Origin of the sequence: Methylorubrum suomiense (genome assembly GCF_022179765.1) — a bacterium.
Classification (GTDB): domain Bacteria; phylum Pseudomonadota; class Alphaproteobacteria; order Rhizobiales; family Beijerinckiaceae; genus Methylobacterium; species Methylobacterium suomiense.
In genome coordinates this window covers 1-22,534 of the sequence record NZ_BPRE01000013.1, presented here as the reverse complement: position 1 = coordinate 22,534, position 22,534 = coordinate 1, and the positions used below count along the sequence as shown (strand labels likewise).

Genomic DNA, 22,534 nt, shown 5'->3' with positions numbered 1-22,534 from the left:
CCCGCTTCCCCTCCGGGCTTAAGCGCCCTCGGGAAGCCCCGGGAGCCCGCTCTCGCGCTCCCCCGTTCTTTCAATCGGCATGGTAAACGAACCGTCAAAATGAGGGTTTTGGCCGGTGCCACAAATCAGTGAGCGCGGGCGAGTGCCTTTTCGATCAAGGTGAAATCGGCACGTCCGTCCCGTTCAAGGGAGGCCAGTTGGGCCGTAAACATCGGCGCTTCGCTGCGAAGCCCGAGATCGGGGGTCTCGATGACCTTCGAACCGGCACCGAGACGTGCAGGTTTGGTCGCCAGGATTTCCCCGGTCTCCGCATCGACGGTCATCGGCCAGCGGACGACGCGTCCATCCCGGAGCGCGACGTCCACCTCGATGGCGACGAGCCGGGTCCCGGCCGGGGGCCGACCCCAGAAGCCGCCCCTGCCATCTCCCTCGATCCAGGCCGGGCCGGGCGTGCCGTCCGGCCCGTAGATCCGGACGGTGCCGATGGACGCGACGTCGGGCGTCCGGTTGCGCAGGTTGATCACCAAGATGTCGGGCCGTCGGATCGCCTCGATCAACAGGTCGTTCCGGTGCGCAACGGTATCATCGACCGTCGACAGGGCGAGGGCGAGCGAACGGCCGAGATAGGGGCTCGGCGAGAACCAGGGCCCTTCGCTGTCCGAGGCGCCTTCGAACCGCTCCCAGGCGAGCGACGCGATCCGATCGCCCATATCGAGCACCACGTCACGGTCGGTGTCGATCACCGTACCGTGCAGGTCGTCGACGCCGTTGACCGCGGCGACGACCGCACCGTCGGCCAGGATCACCTTTCCGATGGAGCCGAGCGGGTCGATCGCGGCGACGGCCGGTAGGAGGAAGCCGTTGGCACTGATCCCCGCTTCCAAGGCCGGTGTCGGCCACGGGGCCGGCGCATGGAGGATCGGCTGGGCGCCGGGCAGCGGGAGACCGAGCCCGGGCGGCGGCACGAGATCCCGATTTGCCCCGACCGTGACAGCAATCGTGACGCGCGCGATCCCGCCGCTGCCGTCGCTGACCTCGACCGTGAAACGGTCGCGGCCGCTGAAGCCGGTTCCGGGCGTGTAGGAATACGACCCGTCTTCCGCCAGGAGGACCGTACCGTTCGCCGGGTTTCCGGCGAGGTGGAAGCCGAGGGAATCACCATCGCGATCCGTCGCCACGACCCGTCCCCTGCCGACCTCGCCGGCCGATACCGCGAGATCGTCGGCATGGGCGTCCGGAGCGTCGTTGACCGTGGCGACGGTCACGGGGATCGTGACGAGGGTAAAGCCGCCGGCTTTGTCCGAGACCCGAACGGTGAAGCCGTCGCCGCCATGGAAGTCCGTGCCGGGGGTATAGGTGAAGCTGCCATCGGGACGGAGCGTGACCCGGCCGGAGGCAGGCGGCGCCTCGATCGAGAAGATCAGGGTTCCGTCCTCTCGGTCGTTCGCGACGACGCGGCCATCGACGGGTGTGTCCTCGCGCGTCGTGACCGGAGCCGCGGTCGCCTTGGGAGCGCTGTCCACGAACGCGACCGTGAGATGGACCGTGGCCGTCGAGCGGCCGCCATCGGAATCGATGACCGCGTAGGTGAAGGCGTCCTCGCCGTGAAAATCGGCGTCCGGCCTATAGGTGAAGCTGCCATCCGCTCGCAGGTCGAGACGTCCGTGCAAGGGGCCGGCGACGGGCTTCGGGTCGACCCGGATGGCGTCGCCGTCGGGATCCGCATCGTTGTCGAGGACGTGGCCTTCAAGATGGGTGTTCTCGTCGAGGGTCGCGGCGTCGTCGAGGGTGATCGGAGCAGGATTCCCGACCGTGATCGTGAAGCGCGCCGTGGCTGAGGCGCCGCTGCGATCGGTGCCGGTGAGCATGACCGCGTAGACGCCGCCCGGCACCCGGGTCGATGCGTCGGGAGCGAGGGTGCCGGAGATCAGGCCGGTCGCGCGATCGAGGACGAGACCGGGGGGCAGGCCATTCGCCGAGAACGTGAGGACGTCGCCCTCGTCGATGTCCCTGAAGGCGCTTCCGGCCGGGATCGATACCCGTGCGGCATCCTGGGCCGACCAATCGGCGATGGCCGATGAGGCGGCATCGAAGACGGGTGCATCGTTGACCGGGTTCACGTCGATGGCCAAGGAAGCCGTGGCGAAGCCGTCATTGCCGTCGGTGACCGTGTAGACGATGGTGTCGGTGCCGTTGAAATCCGGGTCGGGCGTGTAGCGCAGGCTGCCGTCCCGGTTGATGGCGACCGTGCCGTGATAAGCCGTCACCGAACCGGCGACCACCGAGAGCGGATCGCCGTCGGGATCGTGGTCGTTGCCGGTCACATCGATGTCGACCGGGGTATCCTCGTCGGTGGTGAGGACGTCGTCCGAGGCCGAGGGCGCGGGATTCGTGACCGTCCAGGCGAACTTTCGCGAAACCGTGAGGCCATTCGGATCGGTGGCGGTGAGCGTCACCACGTAGGTAGCCTGCCCGCTCGAACCCGAGGCGTCGGGGTTGATCGTCCCGCTGATCTCGCCGGTTGCTGGATCGATCGTCAGGCCCGGCGGCAGGCCGGTCGCGGTGTAGGCGAGGCGCGCTCCCTCGGGGTCGACGACGAGATGTCCGAACGGCACGCGCAGGCTCTCCCCATCGACCGCGTTTCGGGCCGAGAAGGTATCGGGGGCGACCGGGCGCAGGTTCTCGGGCGTCACCGTGACGGTGAGGAGCCCGGTCGCCCGCAGGCCCTGCGCCGTCTCGACCGTGTAGACGACGGTGTCCGTCCCGGAAAATCCGTCGTCCGGCACGTAGGTGAGCAGACCCGTCGCGGGATCGACCGAGACGGTGCCGTGGGCGGCACTCGTCGCGCCGGGTGCGTCGACGAGACGGACGGCGCTGCCATCGGCGGCGGAATCGTTCGCCGTGACCGCGACGAGGACAGGGGTGCCGGCGCGGGTGGTGGCTTGGTCCGGCCCGGCCGTTGCTGTGTCGCTCACCGTCCAAGTGAAGCTGCGGGCAATGCTCGCGCCGGCCGCGTCCGTCGCCGTGACGGTCACGGTGTAATCGGTGGCCGCGGCCGATCCGACCGGCAGGGAGCCCGTGATCAGTCCGGTCGCCGGATCGATGGAAAGGCCCGGCGGCAGACCCGTCGCGGTGAAGCGGAGCCCGTCGCCGCTCGGGGCGGATGCCGATCGATCCGTGTCGGGATCGCGAAAGCGCGTGGCGATGTCGTAGACCACGGACGCGCCGCCGCGGCCGGCCTGATCGGGCAGGGTGACGGCACGCGGCCCATCATCGACCGGGGTGACAATCACCGTGACCGAGGCGGTGCTGGTGCCGCCGTTCCCGTCGACGATGGCGTAGGTGATCGTATCCGTGCCGTTGAAATCCGCATCCGGCGTGTAGACGAGCTTGCCGTCCGCGATCGCCACCCGGCCGTGTCCGGCGCGCGGAGCGGCATCGCCCGTGGCGACGATCGCGAGGACGTCCCCGTCGGGGTCCCGGTCGTTTGCCAGGACATCCACCACGACCGGTCTGTCCTCGGGCGTGGTCGCCCCGTCGTCTATCGCCTGCGGGGCGGGGTTGGTGACCCGGAGGGTGAAGCGCGTTTCGGTCTGCGTGCCGCCCGGATCGGTTGCCGTGACCGTAACCTGGTAATCGGCGAGGCCGGTGGGGCCGGAAGCGGCCCGGTCGATCGTCCCCCGGATGGTTCCCGTGGCCGGATCGATGGCGAGGCCGAGCGGCAGGCCGGTGGCGCTGTAGCTCGGGGCCGCGCCGTCCGGACCCTGAGATGGGTTGCCATAGGGCAGGACCACGGTCCCGCCGTCACCGGCGGCGCGGTCGCCCGGTGCCAGGGATGCCGGGGCATCGGTGAGGCCTACGACCGTCACGGTGAGGGTTGCCGTCGCGGTGCCGCCATCGCCGTCGCTGATCGTGTAGTCGATATGCGTCGTGCGGGTCTGGCCTGCCGTGAGACCGTTGAAATCCGTGCCGGGATCGAACCGGTAGCTGCCGTCGGCGCGCACGGTGAAACGGCCGCCGTTCGAGCCCGTCACCGCCTGTCCGACGCCGGCCGCCGCGCCGTTGACGGCTGCCACGGTGAGGGGATCGCCGTCCGGATCGCTGTCGGCCCCGTTGCCGTTATCGGCGAGCACGGAGCCGAGGGCCGACATGCGCGCGTCGGTGAGCGCGCCGTCATTCCGCGCGATCGGTGCCGGATCGACCACGCGCCACGTGAAGCTGCGGCGCGTGGTGCCGCCGTGGCCGTCATCGGCCGTGACCGTGACGGTGTTGTCGCCGTTCGCCCCGCCCCGCGACGCGGAGCGGTCGATCGTGCCGTGGACAGAGCCGGTGGCGCTGTCGAAGGTGAGCCCGGTCGGCAGCCCGGCGATGCCGAAGGTGAGCGTCTCGCCCTCGACGTCGGAGAAAAAGCGGCCGAGATCCAGTCCGGCGACGCTGTCCCCATCGAGGCTGCCGACGGCCGGAAGCGTCCCGGCCCGCGGGGCGTCGTTCACCGGTGAGACCGTCAGCGCCAGCGTATCGGTGTCGCTCTTGGCTCCGCCCGAGCCGGTGTTGCCGCCGTCGTCGGTGACGATCGTGAGCGTCTCGTTCCCGTTGTAATCGGCGTCCGGGCGATAGACCGTGCCGTCGAGGGCGGCGTTGATCGCCGCGACGGTGCCGGTCAGCGTGACCGTCCTGGTCCCGTCGTTCGCCACGGTGACGCCGGTGCGCGACCCGAGGCTCAGCGTGCCATGCGCAACGCTGAATGTGGTGGTGAGAGTTCCGGTTCCCGCATCCGGGTCCGCGACGGTGATGGCGTTGCCATTGCCCGACGAGAAGATGAGCCCGGTGTCCTCCGCCGTGGTCTGGCCCGCCGGCACTCCGTTGAGGGGGGCATCGTTCACCGCCGTGACGTCCACGGTCGCGGTGGCGACGTCCGAGCGCAGCGCGCCGTCGCTGACGCTGACGTCGATGCGGCGGGTGACGGTGGAGGGATCGCGCTCGGACGAGGAGAACCGCACGCGGCTCAGCGCCGTCTGATAGTCGGCGTTCGCGGCCGCACCGGTCAGCGTCAGCGTGTAGGTCGCGGCGTCGAAGCGGGCCACGATGCCGGCGGGCAGCGGCCCCTCGACGGCGAGCGTATCGCCCGCCTGCCCGTTGGTGATGACGGCCGTGGCCGAGGCCATGCTGGCGCTGTCGACATCGCTCACCGACACGTCCGCATCGACGATCGCCACGCCCGAGGCGCCTTCGGTGTAGCGGGTGGCGTAGCCGTGCGTGGCGGAGAGGTCGAGGACCGGGGCGTCGTTGATCGGGCGCATCGTCACCGTCACCGTCGCGGTTTCGGTCGTCCCACCCGCCGTCACCGTATAGGTGAAGCGGTCGGTTCCGTCGAAATCCGCGTCGGGCGTGTAGGTGAGGAGGCCGTCGGGCCGGAAGGTGACGCTGCCATGCGCGCCCTGCGAGACCGCGGTCACGGCACGGGCGGGATCCTCGAAATTGTCCGCGGTGCCGCCGTCCATGCCCGTGACGGCGTTGAAGGTGACGGCGGTGTCCTCGTCCGTCGTGACCGTATCCGGCTCGATGTCGGCGACCGGTATGATGGTGGCGCCGATGGTGCTGGTTGCCGTCGCCCCCGTCGGATCGACGGTGACGAGCGAGATCTGCACGGCCCCGTTGCGGTCAGCGGCCGGATCGAAGCGAAGTCCTTCGAGAGCGGCGTTGATGTCGGCGACGGTGCCTGAGAAGCGCATCGACTCGTCGCCGGTGCCGGTGCCCTGCTCGAAGGTAAGGCCGGTCGTCCTCGGCAGGGTGAGCTGGCCCTGCGCCGAACTCAGCGTCACGGTGAGCGTTCCGCCGTCCGCATCGGCCACGCGGATGCCGTTGCCCCCGCCGGTCGAGAAGATCAGCGGCGTATCCTCGTCCAGCGTCTGCGTCGCGGCCGGCACGGCGTTGGTCGGCGCGTCGCCGATCGGATTGACGGTAAGGCCGACGGTGTCGGTGTCGCTCTTGGCTCCGCCCGCGCCGGTGTTGCCGCCGTCGTCGGTGATGACCGTAAGGGTTTCGCTCCCGTTGTAGTCGGCGTCCGGGCGATAGGTCGTGCCGTCCAGAGCTGCGTTGATGGCGGCGACGGTGCCGGTCAGCGAGATCGAACCGCTGCCCGAACCGGTGACCGTGACGTTGGCCGTGTTGCCGAGCGTCAGCGTGCCGTGCTGGACCTGAAGCGTGGTGGTCACGCGACCGCTACCGGCATCGAGGTCCGAGACGGTGATGGCGTTGCCTGACGCCGCCGAGAAGACGAGGCTGGTGTCCTCGTCCACGACCTGTGGGCCAGGGACGCCGTTCACGGGCGCGTCGTTCACGGCGGCGACGGAAATCGAGACGGTGTCGGTGTCGCTCTTGGCACCGTCCGTGCCGGTATTGCCGCCGTCGTCGGTGACGACCGCGAGGGTCTCGCTCCCGTTGTAGTCGGCGTCCGGGCGATAGACCGTGCCGTCGAGGGCGGCGTTGATCGCCGCGACGGTGCCGGTCAGCGTGACCGTCCCGGTCCCGTCGTTCGTCACGGTGACGCCGGTGCGCGACCCGAGGGTCAGCGTGCCATGTGCCACGCTCAGCGTCGTCGTGAGATTGCCGGTGGCCGCATCCAAATCCGAGACGGTGATGGCGTTGCCGTTGCCCGACGAGAAGACGAGCCCGGTATCCTCGGCCGTCGTCTGGGCCGCCGGCAATCCGTTGACGGGGGCGTCGTTGATCGGGCGCACCGTTACCGTCACCGTCGCGGTTTCGGTCGTCCCTCCCGAGGTCACCGTGTAGGTGAAGTGGTCGGTTCCGTTGAAATCCGCGTCGGGCGTGTAGGTGAGGAGGCCGTCGGGCCGGAAGGTGACGCTGCCATGCGCGCCCTGCGAGACGGCGGTCACGGCACGGGCGGGATCCTCGAAATTGTCCGCGGCGCCGCCATCCGTACCCGTGACGGCGTTGAAGGTGACGGCATTGTCCTCGTTCGTCGTGACCGTATCCGGTACGATGTCGGCGACGGGATCGATGGTGACATCGACGGTGCTCGCGGTCACGAAGCCTTGCTCGATCCGGATGCCGTCGATGAAGTTGCCGACGCTCTGCGAGCCGCCGGCCGCGCTGATCGAGCGGAATTCGAAGCGCAGCTTGTTGCCGCTGGCGGTTTCCCCGATCGTCTCCCGATAGGCCCCCCAGGCCGTGTTGCCGTCGGAATAGCTCTTGTCGAAGAGCGTGCGATCGTCGGCCGTGCCGGCGATGCCGTCGGCACCGAGATCCATGACCCTGACCTGCATGGTGTCGACGCCCTCGCGCCCGCGATGGGCGAAGTCGAGGGTGATGGTCGAGCCGGCCGTCGCATCGAACGTCTGAAAGAGCGCCGCCACCTGATTGGCGTTGATCTCGGCGAACTGGTTGCCCTCGTAGGCCGGCACGCCGTTATAGCCGGAACTCCAGATCTCGATCTGGTGGTCGGTGGCATCCGTCTTCCAGCCCGGAACCGACGATTCCGACACGATCGCGTAGCTGCCGCCGGCGATCGTCGGGTTCTCGAACGAGCCGTTGGTGAAGTTCTCGGCGGCGCGAATGGGATCCCGCGTCACGAGGGAGATCCGGGCGCTGCCGTTGTAATCGGCCCGGGGGGCGAAACGCAGACCGTCGAGCGCGGCGTTGATGTCGGCGATCGCGCCGGAGAACGTCATGGTGGCATCGTTCGCACCAACGCCCGCCGTGAAGGTCAGGCCGGTGACGCGCGATAGGCTCAATAGCCCCTGATCCGCCGAGAGGGTGACCGTGAGCCGGTCGCCGTCCGGATCATCGACGCGAACCGCGTTGCCTGTCGCCGACGAGAAGACGAGGTTGGTGTCCTCGGCGAGGGTCTGGCTGGCCGGGAAGGTATTGAGCGGGGGGTCGCCGACCGCCGTGACCGTGATGGTGATGTCGTCGCTGTCCCTCAGGGGGCCGCCGGTCCCGGTGTTGCCGTTGTCGTCGGTGACGAATGTGAGCGTCTCGCTCCCGTTGTAGTTGGCGTCCGGCCGGTAGGACGTGCCTTCGAGGGCGTCGTTGATCGCCGCGACGGTGCCGGTGACGCTCACCGTGCCGGTCCCGTTGCCGCTCACCGTTACGCCGGTGATCGAGCCGAGGGTGACCGTGCCATGAAGGACGCTGAGCGTCGTGGTGAGATTGCCGCCGCGGGCGTCGGCGTCCGACACGCTGAGGGCATTGCCGTTGCCCGAGGAGAACACGAGTTTGGTGTCCTCGTTCACGATTTGCGCGCGCGGAATTCCGTTCACGGGTGCATCGTCGAGGGCCGTGAAGGCGATCGTGGCCGTCGCCGTGTTTGAGTCGATCGTTCCGTCATGGACCGTCACCGCGATGGTGCGGGTCGTCGTCGCGGGATCGTGGTCGGCGGACGCGAACCGGATCTGTTGCAGGGCGGTCTGGTAGGTGGCGAGGCTCTCCGAGCCGGTCAGCGTCAGCGTATAGGTCGCCGCGTCGTAGGCGGCGCTGATGCCCGCAGGCAAATTCCCCTCGATGCTGAGGGTATCCGCGCCGCTGCCGTTGGTGATGACGGCCTTCGCCGACGTGATGGTCGTGCTGGCGACGTCGTGAATCGAGGCATCGCCGTCGACGATGGCGACGCCCGCCGCCCGCTCGGTGTAGTTCGTGGCGTAGCCGGTTCCTGCGGCCGAGTCGTCGAGGTCGAGCACGATGGCGGGATTGTAGCCGAAATCCGGGCCGGCCAGCGTCGCGCCGACCCTGGTGTCGGTGAGGGCGCCCGATGTCGCCGTCGTCGCCGTCGCCGTGGTGAGGCGGCCCTCGGTGTCGGTGACGCGCACGACGAATTGGCCGGGGAGGAGCCCGGTGAAACTGTAGCTGCCGTCGGCCGCGGACGTGTCCGTGGCCAGGACGCGCTCTCCGGCATCGACCTGCCTGTTGCCGTTGACGTCGTCGACGAGCTCGACCGTCACGCCGCGGATGCCGTTCTCGCCGCTGTCGGACGTCCCGTTCTTGTTCGCGTCGCCGAACACCCGCCCGCCGATCGTCGAGGTCGGCGGTGTCCAGGCGGCGGCGTCATTGATCCCGGTGAGCGCGGTCGAGCCGTCCGTGGTGATGGCCTTGCCGCTGCCGATGGCGGCTCCGGTATTCGGATCGATCCGGGTGATGTTCGTCCCGAGGGTGTAGAGGAAGCCACCCGAATCGACGCCGGTCTGGACCTCGGTCCGGGTCACCGTCTCGTCGTGGAGCACCTCGCTCCCGTCGCTGAGATTGAAGCGTGCGAAGGAGTTCCCCGTCACACTGATAAGCTGTCCGCCGGCCTGATCGATCGAAATGTCGCCCCAGTCGTAATTGTGGTTCGACTGATTACCGAAGGTCGAGCCCGATGCTACGGCCTGGCCCGCTCCTGAGAAGGTAAGCTTGTAGATCTGATCGGTATTGCCGGAGACGTTCTCCACGGCAAGGTAGAGAACACCGTTAGAGAAGGCGGCACCGGCTCCACCCAGTCCCCGAGTGCCGGTCGTGATGCCTCTGGTCGATAGATCGGACTCGATCACGATGTGCCGATCGTTCCTGAAATCGTAGGCGAACAGGGCGTTCTTGTCGGCGGCATTCGGGCTGTTGTTGTCGACATAGTAGATCAATCCGTTCGCCTGATCGACGGCGAGCGAATTGAGGGACGCGCCCAACGTGATCCCCCCGACGCTGTCGAGCGCCCGCGTGAGTTCGGTGGCCTTTCCGGTCGCGATATCGACGCTGTAAATCGCGCGGCCCGAGACCGCGAGCAGGGCGCCGCGGCCGTTATCCGCGGCTGCCAGGAGATGATGCCAGTCACGTTGCGCCGCCTCATCGAGGACGACACCGGTCTCGATGGCGCCCCGGTGTGTCTCGAGGTTCCAATCGCCGCCGAGTTCGGTCGCGCCGGTGGCATCGTCCGAGGCGGCGATGTCGGCCCCGGTGGCGGAGGCCAGGAGGGCTACGGCACGGGCGCCGACGGCGCCGGCGGCGAAGTCGCAGCCGTAGATCAGAAGATCGCCGGTGGCGGTGAGCGCGTTGCCGATGACGGCAAGGTCGGCGGCGTAGCGGCTCTGGATCGTCTCGGCCGTCAGCTCTCCCGTTCCGAGATGCAGGTCGCCGGCGGAGCCGTGCGAGAGGATATGGATGGCATCGATGCCGCTGCGCCCCGCGAGCGCGTCGGCGAGTTGATCGAAGCCGTCCCTGGCAGAATCGATCAGGATGATTTCCGCCGAGGACGGCATGCCGGCGAGTAAGGTCGCCAAGTCGGCGGCGCCCTTGTCGATCACCACGATCTCGTGCCGGCCGCTCGCGGTGGCGGTCTCGTGCGTCGGCGGCGCCACCGGCGCCGCTGCACGGGCATCGGCTGGTTCGGCATGCGCTGCGTGCCCGTCTGGCTCGGGCCTCTCCCCGGGGGGCGCATCGCCATGCGATTGCGTGGCGGCCGCGTCCGAATGCGCCTGCGCGGCGGCCGGAGCCGCAGCACCATCGAAGACGAAGCGGGGCTCCAGCGCGCGGATTGTCGGTGTCCGCGCGCCCGTCGCGGCCCGCGAATCGGAGCCGGCCCGCGTCTTGCTCCGGAAACGTTCGAACATCGACACCGCTCAGCCTGCGACGGAACGCGTGGCGCGTCCACGCGGGCGAGGCTAAGGCCGCATGGTTAACGAAGGATGGGGCGGGGGCCGTCCCTCGCGGCGTTCAGAAGCCGCTCTCGCGAATGAGAACGGCGACGATGCGCCGAAGCGCGTGCGTGGCGATGCTCTCGCGACGACCGGAGACCGCGACCACGCCGCGCAGCACGGTGGGCGTGCCCGACAGGCGCATCTCGTCGTCGGGCCGGTTCAGGACGACCGTATACTGGGCCTCGACGGGCACCGGACCGACGTTCTTCTCCTCGCGCACGGCGACCGGCCCACCGAGCGTCGATAGGAGCGACGGGATCTCGACGATGGCAACCGCCGCGTCGGACACCGAACGGACGGTGACCGGTATCGAGCCCGTGGTAAGATCGTCCGGCACGAAGGTGCCGGAGGCGCCGCCATAGAGCCGTGCCATGGCGGCCTCGGGCACGAGGCCGCGCACCTGACGGCGTCCGTTCGAGACCAGCGTCCCGAGTTCCTCACCCTTGCCGACCCAGCGGCCGGGCTGCAGATCGGGTTCGATCTCGGCGACGACGCCGTCGAAGGCTGCGCGGATCACGAGTTCGTCGTGGCGCCGCTCCAATCCTCGCACGGCTTCGCGCCGCGCATCGTGCTCGCCCTCGAGGACGAGGCTGCCGGCCCGGTCCTGCGGATCGGCGGCGCGGCGGTCCTGCTTCAGCGCGACGAGGGCGAGGCGGATCCGCGCGGTGTCGAGGTCGTGGTCGAGGGCGGGGGAGCGCAGCCGCATCAGGACCTGTCCGGCGCTGACGGCGTCGCCCTGTTCGACCTCCACGGTCTCGATCCGTGCCGGGGCCACGGCCGTGAGGCGCTCGGTCCGCTCCGGTTCGGCGATCGCCGGAATCTCGACTCGGCCGGAGAGGGGCAGGAAGAGCAGCATCAGCACCGCGGCGAGCGCCGCCCCGGTGAAGCGCACGCGTCCACCGGGGGCGATGCGGCCACGGTTCGTCCACCAGAACAATGCCTCGCGGGTGATCGGTCGCAGGACGAACACCCCGATCTCGACGGCGAAGAGCAGCAGGCCGAGGAGCTTGAAGGCGAGGGTGTAGACCATCACGGCGATGCCGGTGAACAGCACCAGCCGGTAGATCCAGACCGCGACACCGTAAGCGATCACGCCCAAGCGCCGCCGCGCGCTCCAGTTCTCCGGGCAGGGATCTCCAAGCCCGAACAGGATCTCGCGCAGGGCCCAGGTAGTGAGCGCGAAGGCGCGGGGCTGGAGGTTCGACACGCCGAACAGGTCGGCGGCGATGTAGTAGCCGTCGAAGCGCATCAGCGGGCTGAGGTTGATCGCGACGCTCAGCACCCAGCCCGTCGTGGCGAGGAAGAAGGCGATCGAGCGCGCCGTCCCCTCGGGCAGGAAGGACCAAGCCAGCGTCGCGATGGCCGCCACGGCGAGTTCCACCGCAACTCCGGCGCTGTCGATGGCGATGCGCTGTCGGCGATCGCGCAGGCGCCAGGCATCGGTGGTGTCCGTGTAGAGCACCGGCACCAGCACCATGAAGGCGAGGCCCATGCTGGGGACGCGGCAGCCGTAATGGGTGGCGACGTAGGCGTGACCGAGCTCGTGCAGCGCCTTCACGGCGACGAGGGCCGCGAGATAGCCGATCAAACCTTCCGGCGTGAGGAATTGCAGGAATGTCGCGCAGAACGCGTCCCATTGCTGCAGGACGAGATAGAGACCGAGCAACCCGGCGAGCGCGATTGCCGTCAGGCTGCGCCGATCGGCAAGCCGGCGGGCGAGGGGCAGCGTGCGATCGAGAAAGGCCTGCGGCCGCACCAGGGGAATGCGGATGAAGAGGTAGTTGTGCAGCAGCCACGCGCCGAGCCCGTGCCTGCGAGCCGCCGCCTGCCGCGCCAGGGCCTGCCACCCCCCTCGAGGCGCGATCAGGCTGTTGGCCTCGCAGAACCCTCGGAACGCCGCAACCTCGGCCGGCCGGATGGCTCGCCCGAGAGCCGTGCCGGCGGCCTCGGCGAGATCGGCCGGCGTGATGCCCGCCCGCCAAGCTCGCAGGAAGGCGAGACCGGTCCCGTCGATCTCGTAGTAGCGGTGCGCCAGGGGATCGTAGAGGAGCCAGGGGGCGGGGCCGCCATCGCCCGGCATCGCCCCGCGCTCGATCCGCAGATCCTCGCGCAGGGCCGTGAGCGGCAGGCCGTCCACCGGATCCGCCCCGAAACTCACAGGCCGACCTTCTGGCGCAGGAACGCCAGCGGTTTGCGAAAGAGGGTGAAGCCGAACGGCACGCTCGACCCGTAGAGCTGTGCCGTCCCGCGGGCACCGAGCCGTGGTGCCGATGCGCCGGCGGGCAACTTCGCGACGACGCGATGGGCGAGCACGCCGGCCTCCGTCATCCGGGCGACCGGCGTCACCTGATCCACCTGTGCGTCCAGGGCGTTGAGGGGATCGGCGTCGAGGAAGACCCGCACCCGGCCGCCCACCGCGAGGGCGATGGCATCGGAGACCGGAAGGTCGATGCAGATTTCCACCGTCTTCGGGTCGGCGATCTCCAGGATGCGCTGCCCGGCGGCGACGGGTTTGCCGTACCATTCCTTGCGATCAGCGTAGACGGCGACACCGGCCCGCTCGGCGCGGACCTGCGTCTTGGCGAAGGTGTCACGGGCGAAATCCCGTTCGGCCACTTTCAGGGCGAGCTCGGCGCGGGCCTGCCCGATCTCGCGCCGGGCGCGTTCCTCGGCATAGGCCCCCAGCGTCACCTGCCGGAGCTTCGCGTCGGCGACCTGGACTTCGCGCTCAGCCACCGAGAGGGCGTTGCGTTGGGCGGTGTCGACGTAACGGAGGACGAGGTCACCCACGGCGACGGGCGCGTTCGGCGCAGGCGCGATCTCCTCGATGATGCCCTCGATCGGCGCCGCGACCACGAAGGGCCGGTCCGCCGTGATCGTGGCCGGGGCCAGGACCGTCATCGAGACGGGCCAAGCGAGCCCGGCCAAGACGAGGCCGGCCATCACGAGGGCAGGTTTGCGCAGATCGCCCGACAGGCGCGGCAGAACCGGCGACCGCAGGGCGAGGAGGGCATGGGCACCCGTCTCCGCGAGCCGTCCGGCCAGGGCCGTGTCGGCCTCGTCGAAAGCCCGCTCGCGGGTCAGCAACAGGCCGCCGACAGGCCGCCCGGACCGATCCAGCAGGGGGACCCAGAGGCCGTGGCGGAAGGGATAGGTCCGGGCTTCCTCGCCGTCCAGAACCGAGAGGTCGATGCTGCGGGGCGCGGCGCGCGCGGCTTTCGGGATCGCGGTGACGGCCGCCTCGACGAAGGCGAGGAGGGGCGCATTCCGCTCGACCTGGATCGTGCCGGACACCCGTTCGACCGCGAGACCGCCGACGCGATCCGTCCGCAGCAGGAAGCCCTGGCGGGCCCGCACCAGCTTGACGCACTCGTTGGCGAGGGCGATGCCGAGCGCATCGCGATCCGAGGCTCTGCGGAAGACCGCCTCGACGGCAAGGAGCTGGCGCAAGCCGGCGCTCGCGTCGTCCACCTCCACTTGCCCCGGCCCCGGCGGGATCGTCCCGCCCAATGGGTTGACGCGGACACGGCGCCCCCCGGCCTCGGCCTTCGGCTGCGGCGCGGCCATGTCAGTGGGTCGGACGTTCGAAAGCGGCGTCGAGGCTCATGCCGGGCAGCACCGCCGAGATGTCGCCGGGGGCGAAGGCCGCCGTGATCCTGATCGTCTGGGAGACCGGATCGACGGCGGCCGCGGTGCGGATCACTGTTGCCGCATAGGTCTTTCCGGTCTCGTCGACCTTCACTTGGAGGGGGGCAGCGGTCCGCAGCCAGGCGAGCCAGGCCGAGGGAACGATCAGGTCGATTTCCAGGGCGGTGGTATCGACGATCCGAAGGAGGGGCTGGCCGGCCACCGGCATCTCATGCTCGCGTGCGCGCATCTCGGCGACGCGGCCGGTGAACGGCGCGACGATCCGGCAATCGCGAACCCTGACGCGCAGGGCATCGGCGGAGGCCTGCGCCTTCTCCCACCGCGCTTTGGCCGCCTGCACCTCGACACGCCCGATGGCGTGACGGCGGTCGAGCAACTGCGCATTGTCGAAGGCGATGCGGTTGATCGCGGTCTCGGCCTCGGCCGCACGCGATTCCGCCTCGGTTCGATCGCAATCGAAGGTGACGAGCGTATCGCCGGCATTGAAGGACGCACCCTCGCGGAACGGCAGCGTAAGGATGCGGGCATTGAAATCCGTCGCGACGCTGGCGTCCCGGATCGCGCGCACGACACCACGAATCGGAGGTTCGGATTGTGCGAGCGCGGGCAAGGCTGCCAGGGCGAGGACGATGACCGTTGCCGCGCGCACGAAACACCCCTGACCCATGAAGGCGATAGCGGCCGGATCGTAGGTCGACATGGTTAAGGCATCGTAAGAATGGGTTTGGCTCAAGCGGAGCGGACCGGCGAGACGCACGCCTAGGGGCCGGCTCCCACGCCTCGCAGAAGGTTGCGGGCGCTGTCTCGATCGAACCAGGGCCTGCTGCAGCGGCAGCGCCAGGGACTCTGCTCGTGAACTCGCTGCGCGTTCTTCCACAGGCTCAGGATCAGGTGGCCGATCGCATCAGGGCAACTATGGAGCGTGCTGCACAGCCCTTACTGCAATCATTTGCCTGATTACCTGTACGGATATAGCAGACACACTCGGAGATCTAGGGCGTCTAGATAAATATTAGTTCAATCTCCTGATGAAGTATTACGCTGAAGATGGATTGTCGGCTGCCAGTGAAGTGTAGAACGCTCCATGACGACCCGTTCTGGTATTTTGGCGCAGTGATGCGAAGCGCTCACACGAAAGTCAGGTTGCCAGGCTGTCGCGACTGTTGAGCAGTATTGGCTGAACCAAACTGCACCTTTGCGCTCATGAGGCGTGCTCGCAGCTCATTCGGCGTGAACGGCTTTAGCAGGACATCGTCGACACCAGCCTCACGGGCTGCTCGCACGATCTCAGCGTCGAGCGATGTTGTCGTGAGGAGGGTGACCGCCTTGCCATCTGTGAGCGCTCGGACCAAGGCGATGAGCATAGGCGCACGTGTTGGCGATATGTTTGCATCCACGACGACGATGTCAGGCTGCCGTCGTTTCAGCTGCTTGTGTGCGGTCAGCGAGTCGAACGCGAACTCAGCCTCCGCGAGACCGATCAACCCGAAGATCTTCGCGACCAGCCGTGCAACCGCCACGTGGCTGTCGACGATCAGGACGTGAGCGTCGGAACGCAGCATGGCTCATCCTCCCTAGGCTAGGCGTCGTGAACTAGGCCGACCGATCGTCAGGCGCATGCAGGGCCTGCCGCACCCAGATCTCACCCGCAACCCGGTCGGCCAGCATCTTCAGGGTCGGAATATCAATGTCAGAAGCTGTACGGGGCTTTTGATCGATGATGCAAAGTGCACCCAAGCGGATGTCTTGGCCGTAGTAGAGCGGCGCGCCTGCATAAAAGCGGATGTGAGGCGGACCGACGACGAGCGGGTTTGCTGCAAATCGAGGATCATCCCTGGTGTCGGGAACAATCAGGACAGCGTCCTCGGCGACGACGTAGTTGCAGAACGAGACGCCTCGCGTGGTCTCGCACGCCGGGAAACCGACCCGAGCCTTGAACCATTGCCGCTGGGCATCAAGCAACGTGATGAGTGCGGTGGGAGCACCAAACGTCTGAGCTGCCTCGCGGCATAAATCATCGAATGCCTGCTCTGGCGGTGTGTCGAGCAGATCGAGCTTGGACAGGACGCCCAGGCGTTCTGCCTCGTTGGATGGAACAGGGTAGGTCATCGGTTGAGCCCAAGAGCTTTACGGGGTCGGAGGCACCTTATGGCAGGGCAGGCAGATACCCTTTTCCACGTATCCCGACTCCATACCGTCCAGGCGTTGGCAGAGAGTTACGCTTGCAATTCTGATGGCTCGGCTGAGTGCCGGCTTCCCACCCTGTGCGAATATTCGAGTCGTTGCCGCTGAAGCGGCGCATGGGGTTGAAGCGGCGATCCAAGGACTCTCGGCCTGAGGTTGCCGCAGGACGCTCCGAGGCGCGTAGCTCGCAGGGCAACCCTATCTTAAACAGAGTTCCCCCGGCTTTGCCGAGGTGGCAGTGTGACTTTTTTGCAGTGCCCATCGCAGATTTTACTCCCGTGAGCCGCGAGGCACACGAAGTTATTCCACGATAGGCGGTTTCGGAGCATCTTATCGTATCATGTAAAATTGTGAATATTACGTCGTACTCATAATACAAAGTGCTCAATAGTATTATGCAGGATACGTCGGCCGCAGTTAAGCGAGGTGTTCCGCGCCCTGGCGCCGTAAAAAGAAAGCTGGATCGGAGAAGGTGCCTCTCGACCGATCATGTGCATATGATGATCACCATCCTACCCTAATATGCTGTGTCCCAGGTGGTCGGCGACATCAAGGGTAAGAGGGCCATACATCTCGCGCCGGTTTATGGCGAGCGAAGCGTAATTTCGTCGGGCGGCATTTCTGGGCCGGGGGCAACTTCGTCTCGATGATGGGCCGAGACGAAACCATGATCGGGGCCTACATCGAAAAGCAGGGGCGAAGGAATTAGCACTTCGAGCAACCGAACCTCTGGTACTGACAGTCACCGGCAGATGGCTCCAGCTCTCCGGACCGCTTCAGCGATCCCCACAGCTGCTTTGAGCGGCCCAAATCGTGAAGTTCCCAGCTCTGCCGGGGGATACATACTCCTACCAATGAATTGATCCTGGCCGATACCGGGGCGTGGCGGATGCATGCGGGCGATCTCGGCGAGGGAGCGCTCGAAGTCTGGACCGGGTGGTTTCTCTAGGAGGGCTGCCTGAAAGGTCGTCGCGGGATCGTTATCGTGCCCTTGCGCCACCGAATGAGCGACAGAGCTGCACCTCTAGGTACCGTGTCTATGCAGAATTCTTATTTCTGATGGTGCTTTGGACGCCGAACCGTACGTCCGCGATCGGAGGATCTAGCCGCTACCAGCGCACGACGCTTGTCCAACGATCTGTGACACTCGCCACGAGGCACGAGTGAAAGTTTGAATTGGTGAGTGATGATAAGTGGCTGGGGGACCTGGATTCGAACCAGGACTAGCGGAGTCAGAGTCCGCGGTTCTACCGTTAAACTATCCCCCACCGGAACGTCGTCGCGCGAGGAGCGAAGCTCCAAGGCGCGGCGTCAGGATCGCGGGGCGACCCTCGTACGCGGCGTTGGGCGCTCAGATAGGCTGGCTTGGGCGCGGCGTCAACAGAATCCGGCGGCATTGCGCACCGTAGGGCGCAATCACACCGTTTTCTTCCGATCATCGAGATCGGCGCGCGCGACCAACGCCGTTCGCAGCGAACACGAATGTGAAGGATTCGGCGACGAAGGCTGTTCCGTCGGGGTGCGGATGTGGAGATAGGAAGAGGGCATGGTCGTCCGCGCCTACCTATCACAGCGGTGCGTCGATGCCGCGCTCGCGGCTGGCGCGGGCGGTGGTTGTCGTTCGGAGGGACGTCGGTGATCGGAACGCTCGGCCTTGCCGGTCTTGCCGGGCTGCTCTCGGTGTTGTCGCCCTGCGTGCTGCCGCTGCTGCCGCTCGTGCTGGGCGCGGCGGCGGCCGAGCATCCGCTCGGGCCGGCGGTGCTGGCGGCGGGGCTTGCCCTGTCCTTCACGGTGATCGGCCTGTTCGTGGCGACGCTGGGCTTCGCCATCGGCCTGGACGGCGCGGTGTTCCGAGGCATCGGCGCCGGCCTGTTGGTCGCCGTCGGTCTCATTTTGCTGGTACCCTTTGCCCAGGCACGGCTTGCGGCCGCCGCCGGACCTCTGGTCGACGCGATCGACCGCCGCCTCGGTGGGCGCTCGACGGCCGGTCTGCCCGGCCAATTCGGCCTGGGCCTGCTGCTCGGAGCCGTCTGGAGTCCCTGCGTCGGGCCGACCCTCGGGGCCGCCTCGCTTCTGGCCGCCCAGGGGCGCGACCTCGCCGCGGTCGCGGCGACCATGGGGGCGTTCGGTCTCGGCGCCGCCTTGCCCCTGCTGGTGCTCGGAAGCCTGTCGCGGAGCCTCATCCTGCGCGCGCGGGGCGGCATGATGAGGCTCGGTCAGGGATTGAAGGCGGGACTCGGACTGATCCTCGTCACCATCGGGCTCGCCGTCCTCACCGGTCTCGACAAGGCGCTGGAGACGTTTCTCGTCGAGGCCTCACCCGAGTGGTTGAACACCCTCACCACCCGATTCTGATCCGGTGCGCGCCGCGGCGGTGCGCCGCCTTGCCCCGCGCCCTGCCCCGCGCCACCTCGCCGGTCTCAAGGGACTGGGCATGGCCGTCTTCTTCACCGCCGATACTCATTTCGGCGACACTCATATCTTGCGCCATCGCGGGGATCGCTACGCGAGCATCGAGGCCCATGACGAGGCGCTGATCGCCCGATGGAACGCCGTGGTCTCCGAAGCCGACGAGATCTGGCATCTCGGCGATTTCACTGCCCATGCCGATCCGGCCTACTGCGCCGCGGTCTTCGACCGGCTCAACGGCATCAAGCGTCTCGTCCGCGGCAATCACGACAGCAACCGCGTGCTGCGTCTGCCCTGGGTCGATCCACCGGTGGAGAGCGTCCGCATCGGCGTGCGGGATGCGGAGGGCCGGACCGAGCGACTGTTCCTCGCCCATTACGCGCATCGCGCTTGGCCGGGGCTGTGGCGGGGCACGCGCCACCTCTACGGGCACACCCATGCGACGCTCGCCGACACCACCCGTTCCTGCGATGTCGGAGTCGATGCTTGGGACGATGCGCCGGTCGGGCTCGCTGCCCTGACGGCCCGGCAGGACGCCGCGACGCTTGTCCCCGAGGAACTCGTGCGTGACGGGCGCGGTGAGGCCTGAACGGCCGAGCTTTCAGGTTCGGTTCAAGTGCCGCAGCGCAGCGTACCGATATCGCGCGACCGGTGCCCTGGACGACATGCCCGCCTTCTCGACCGCCTTATCCGTTGCGCGCCCCCTGCCCTCGCCGTCCCTGTCGCTCGCGGCGTTCCTGCGCAGTGTGATGCCGGCCCTCGACGGTGCCTACGGTCTCGACGTCGATCCCGATCTCCCCGAGGATCTCGCCATCCTCGTCGCCCGTCTCGAGGCCGGGCCGGAGCGCATGTCGGACGCCGCACCGGCCCTATCGGTCGTTCCGGGATTGCGACCCGGCGGCGAATCCGTGCCACGGTCATGTGACCAATCGGGTCAAGCGCCGATGGTGGAGTCTTTGCCCGTCGCGGCCTGATCCCGGCGACGTTGCCCTCCGGCAAAGTCTCGCAGGGCCGTCTCCACCATCACGGCGATCTGGCTCGGGTTGCGCGGTTGCCGGATCACGAGGCTCGCCAGCACTTCCGGATGCCCGCGCCGCTGTTTCGGGGTCCGGGCATGGTTCGAGAGGCGCAGGCGGCCCGGATCGTTGCCGCGCGCGAGATAGAGGCTGTCGCCGCGCGCGTTGCGCGCCACTTCGTGAAAGCCGCGTTGAGTCAGGAGCGCGCTCGCGTGGGCGAGCGCCGGACCAGGTGCCAGGGCGTCATCGCCCACCGCCGGGCCATTTCGGGATCGCGCGGGCATGTCATCTCTCCCGATCGGGCTCTCGCACCCTCTATAGAACGCAGGCGCTGGAACGAAGCGCGAGACTTGTCGACCCGCTGTGATGACCGGCGGATCGGCCTGCGCCGACATCGCGCAGCCATGCCGTGACGTTGCGGTCAGGACGTAAAGATCGGGCTACGCGCAGCGAAAGGTGATCTGTCGATGGATCGGTTCGGACCGGGTTGCTCCTGCGGCCCATCCTTGCGGATTTGCCTAAATATCCCGTGATAGGAATATAAATTACAAGAAATTTTGCAGCTAGTTACCGCAATTTTTTGCCGAAACATCCCGCATATTGACGCGAAAATCGGCGCTCTGCACAGTGTTCCCGGCAAAGGCGGGAAGAGGTGAATGCAGGTGCGCTTGCAGACGTCTTTTCCGCTTTCAGCCAGCGGCGCGTGACGCCGTCTCGAGGCGAAGGAGTGCCACCATTCAATAAAAAATTGGCGAGGTCCGAAGACCTCGCCGTGATTGGAGACATCTTTCTAGAATGTTGAGTCTAGAGAGATCTCTAATCCTAGTCGCAAACAAGAGAATTATCGACGTAAGGGCGGAATTGTCAATGAATGGTTCCTAATTTCATCGGATGAAACTCATATAATATGCTTATGGTATTGTGGCATTTGGCTTGATGGGCGGCAGTCCTTCGAGTTTTTGGTTGTTTATAGGTATTGTAAGTGTAAATACAATATATATTTCCGGAACTTATGCTTTTATTATTGCCTTTCGTTTTCGATGCCTTATGTCTCGCTGTGTCGATCCGATTGTCGCCCGTCGCGGGCAGGCAGAAGGGGCGACCGACTCTGCTTCGGTCTCGGGCGGGCGTCGTCTCCGGTGATGAACCGGCAAAACCGACAACGATCACAGCAAGGCAGCAGGCCGTTCCGCATCACGGACGAACGTGGCCGGAACCGGACCTCATGCGGAGGAATCCATGAGAGCGGTCCATCTTCTCGCACTCGGTGCGGGCGTCGCGGCGGCCACCCCGGCGCTGGCCAACGACAGCGTCCTCAAGTCCATCGCCAACCCGGCGGAGCAGGCGCTCCAGACGGTTGACTATGCCAACACTCGCTATTCCAAGCTCGACCAGATCAACGCCGGCAACGTCAAGAACCTCCAGGTCGCCTGGACCTTCTCGACCGGCGTGCTGCGCGGCCACGAGGGCTCCCCGCTCGTCGTCGGCAACATCATGTACGTCCACACCCCGTTCCCGAACATCGTCTACGCCCTCGACCTCGATCAGGGCGCCAGGATCGTGTGGAAGTACGAGCCGAAGCAGGACCCGTCGGTCATCCCGGTGATGTGCTGCGACACCGTCAACCGCGGTCTGGCCTATGCCGACGGCGCCATCCTGCTGCACCAGGCCGACACCACCCTCGTCTCGCTCGACGCCAAGTCCGGCAAGGTGAACTGGTCGGTCAAGAACGGCGACCCGTCCAAGGGCGAAACCAACACCGCCACCGTGCTGCCGGTGAAGGACAAGGTCATCGTCGGCATCTCCGGCGGCGAGTTCGGCGTGCAGTGCCACGTTACCGCCTACAACCTCAAGGATGGCAAGAAGGCGTGGCGCGGCTACTCCGTCGGCCCGGACGATCAGTTGCTCGTCGATCCTGAGAAGACCACCCATCTCGGCAAGCCGATCGGCAAGGATTCCTCGCTCGCCACCTGGGAAGGCGATCAGTGGAAGACCGGCGGCGGCTGTACCTGGGGCTGGTTCTCCTATGATCCCAAGCTGAATCTGATGTATTACGGCTCGGGCAACCCCTCGACCTGGAACCCGAAGCAGCGTCCGGGCGACAATCGCTGGTCCATGACCATCTGGGGCCGCGATGTCGATACGGGCGTGGCCAAATGGGTCTACCAGATGACCCCCCACGACGAGTGGGACTTCGACGGCGTCAACGAGATGATCCTCACCGATCAGAAGATCGGCGGCAAGGATCGCCCGCTGCTGACCCATTTCGACCGTAACGGCTTCGGCTACACCCTCGATCGCGCGACCGGAGAACTCCTCGTCGCCGAGAAGTTCGATCCAGTGGTGAACTGGGCCACCAAGGTCGACATGGACAAGGGCTCCAAGACCTACGGCCGTCCGCTGGTCGTGTCGAAGTACTCGACCGAGCAGAATGGTGAGGACGTGAACTCGAAGGGCATCTGCCCGGCCGCTCTCGGCACCAAGGACCAGCAGCCGGCGGCGTTCTCTCCGAAGACCAACCTCTTCTACGTCCCGACGAACCACGTCTGCATGGACTACGAGCCCTTCAAGGTGACCTACACCCCGGGCCAG

The 22,534-nt window shown here is 67.0% G+C and carries 11 protein-coding genes, 1 tRNA gene and 1 pseudogene; 5 read left to right on the top strand and 8 right to left on the bottom strand.

Annotated elements, in window-relative coordinates; all coding sequences use genetic code 11:
* Window positions 1-125: 125 nt before the first annotated feature.
* From MFF26_RS18675 to MFF26_RS18650, 6 genes are all read right to left on the bottom strand, one after another.
* Entirely contained in the window at window positions 126-10,598 is a 10,473-nt protein-coding gene (locus tag MFF26_RS18675; RefSeq protein WP_238308300.1) for an Ig-like domain-containing protein, read from the bottom strand.
* 103 nt (window positions 10,599-10,701) lie between these two features.
* Window positions 10,702-12,843, bottom strand: a complete 2,142-nt coding sequence (locus MFF26_RS18670) for a site-2 protease family protein (protein ID WP_238308299.1) — start codon at window positions 12,841-12,843, stop codon at window positions 10,702-10,704.
* A complete protein-coding gene (locus tag MFF26_RS18665) occupies window positions 12,840-14,252 on the bottom strand; it encodes an efflux RND transporter periplasmic adaptor subunit (RefSeq protein ID WP_137827740.1) in 1,413 nt (470 codons plus the stop codon). Before MFF26_RS18665 ends, MFF26_RS18670 begins: the two co-directional genes overlap by 4 nt.
* Before the next feature lies 1 nt (window position 14,253).
* Complete coding sequence (locus tag MFF26_RS18660; RefSeq protein WP_137827741.1) at window positions 14,254-15,033, bottom strand: efflux RND transporter periplasmic adaptor subunit; 780 nt, start codon at window positions 15,031-15,033, stop codon at window positions 14,254-14,256.
* A gap of 427 nt (window positions 15,034-15,460) precedes the next feature.
* The gene (locus tag MFF26_RS18655; protein ID WP_137827742.1) at window positions 15,461-15,895 is read right to left on the bottom strand and encodes a response regulator; all 435 of its coding nucleotides are present in this window, start codon (window positions 15,893-15,895) and stop codon (window positions 15,461-15,463) included.
* A 31-nt stretch (window positions 15,896-15,926) separates the two neighbouring features.
* Entirely contained in the window at window positions 15,927-16,442 is a 516-nt protein-coding gene (locus tag MFF26_RS18650; RefSeq protein WP_137827743.1) for a GAF domain-containing protein, read from the bottom strand.
* Between the two features lie 445 nt (window positions 16,443-16,887).
* Here MFF26_RS18650 and tnpA point away from each other — a divergent pair.
* Window positions 16,888-17,226 (top strand): annotated as a pseudogene (gene tnpA, locus MFF26_RS18645) (IS200/IS605 family transposase).
* Between the two features lie 485 nt (window positions 17,227-17,711).
* Here the strand turns inward: tnpA and MFF26_RS18640 are convergent.
* Window positions 17,712-17,785: transfer RNA gene (locus MFF26_RS18640), tRNA-Gln, on the bottom strand.
* Window positions 17,786-18,152: 367 nt separating this feature from the next.
* Here MFF26_RS18640 and MFF26_RS18635 point away from each other — a divergent pair.
* From MFF26_RS18635 to MFF26_RS18625, 3 genes are all read left to right on the top strand, one after another.
* Complete coding sequence (locus MFF26_RS18635) at window positions 18,153-18,872, top strand: cytochrome c biogenesis CcdA family protein (RefSeq protein WP_137829773.1); 720 nt, start codon at window positions 18,153-18,155, stop codon at window positions 18,870-18,872.
* A 79-nt stretch (window positions 18,873-18,951) separates the two neighbouring features.
* On the top strand, window positions 18,952-19,515 hold the full coding sequence (locus tag MFF26_RS18630; protein ID WP_137829810.1) for a metallophosphoesterase: 564 nt from the start codon (window positions 18,952-18,954) through the stop codon (window positions 19,513-19,515).
* A 76-nt stretch (window positions 19,516-19,591) separates the two neighbouring features.
* The gene (locus MFF26_RS18625; RefSeq protein WP_137829774.1) at window positions 19,592-19,900 is read left to right on the top strand and encodes a hypothetical protein; all 309 of its coding nucleotides are present in this window, start codon (window positions 19,592-19,594) and stop codon (window positions 19,898-19,900) included.
* On the opposite strand, the gene MFF26_RS18620 is transcribed toward MFF26_RS18625, so the two are convergent.
* Entirely contained in the window at window positions 19,861-20,226 is a 366-nt protein-coding gene (locus MFF26_RS18620) for a hypothetical protein (RefSeq protein ID WP_137829775.1), read from the bottom strand. The genes MFF26_RS18625 and MFF26_RS18620 overlap by 40 nt on opposite strands.
* A 955-nt stretch (window positions 20,227-21,181) precedes the next feature.
* Here MFF26_RS18620 and xoxF1 point away from each other — a divergent pair.
* The coding region (gene xoxF1, locus MFF26_RS18615; RefSeq protein WP_238308298.1) for a lanthanide-dependent methanol dehydrogenase XoxF1 at window positions 21,182-22,534 on the top strand (1,353 nt) is incomplete at its 3' end.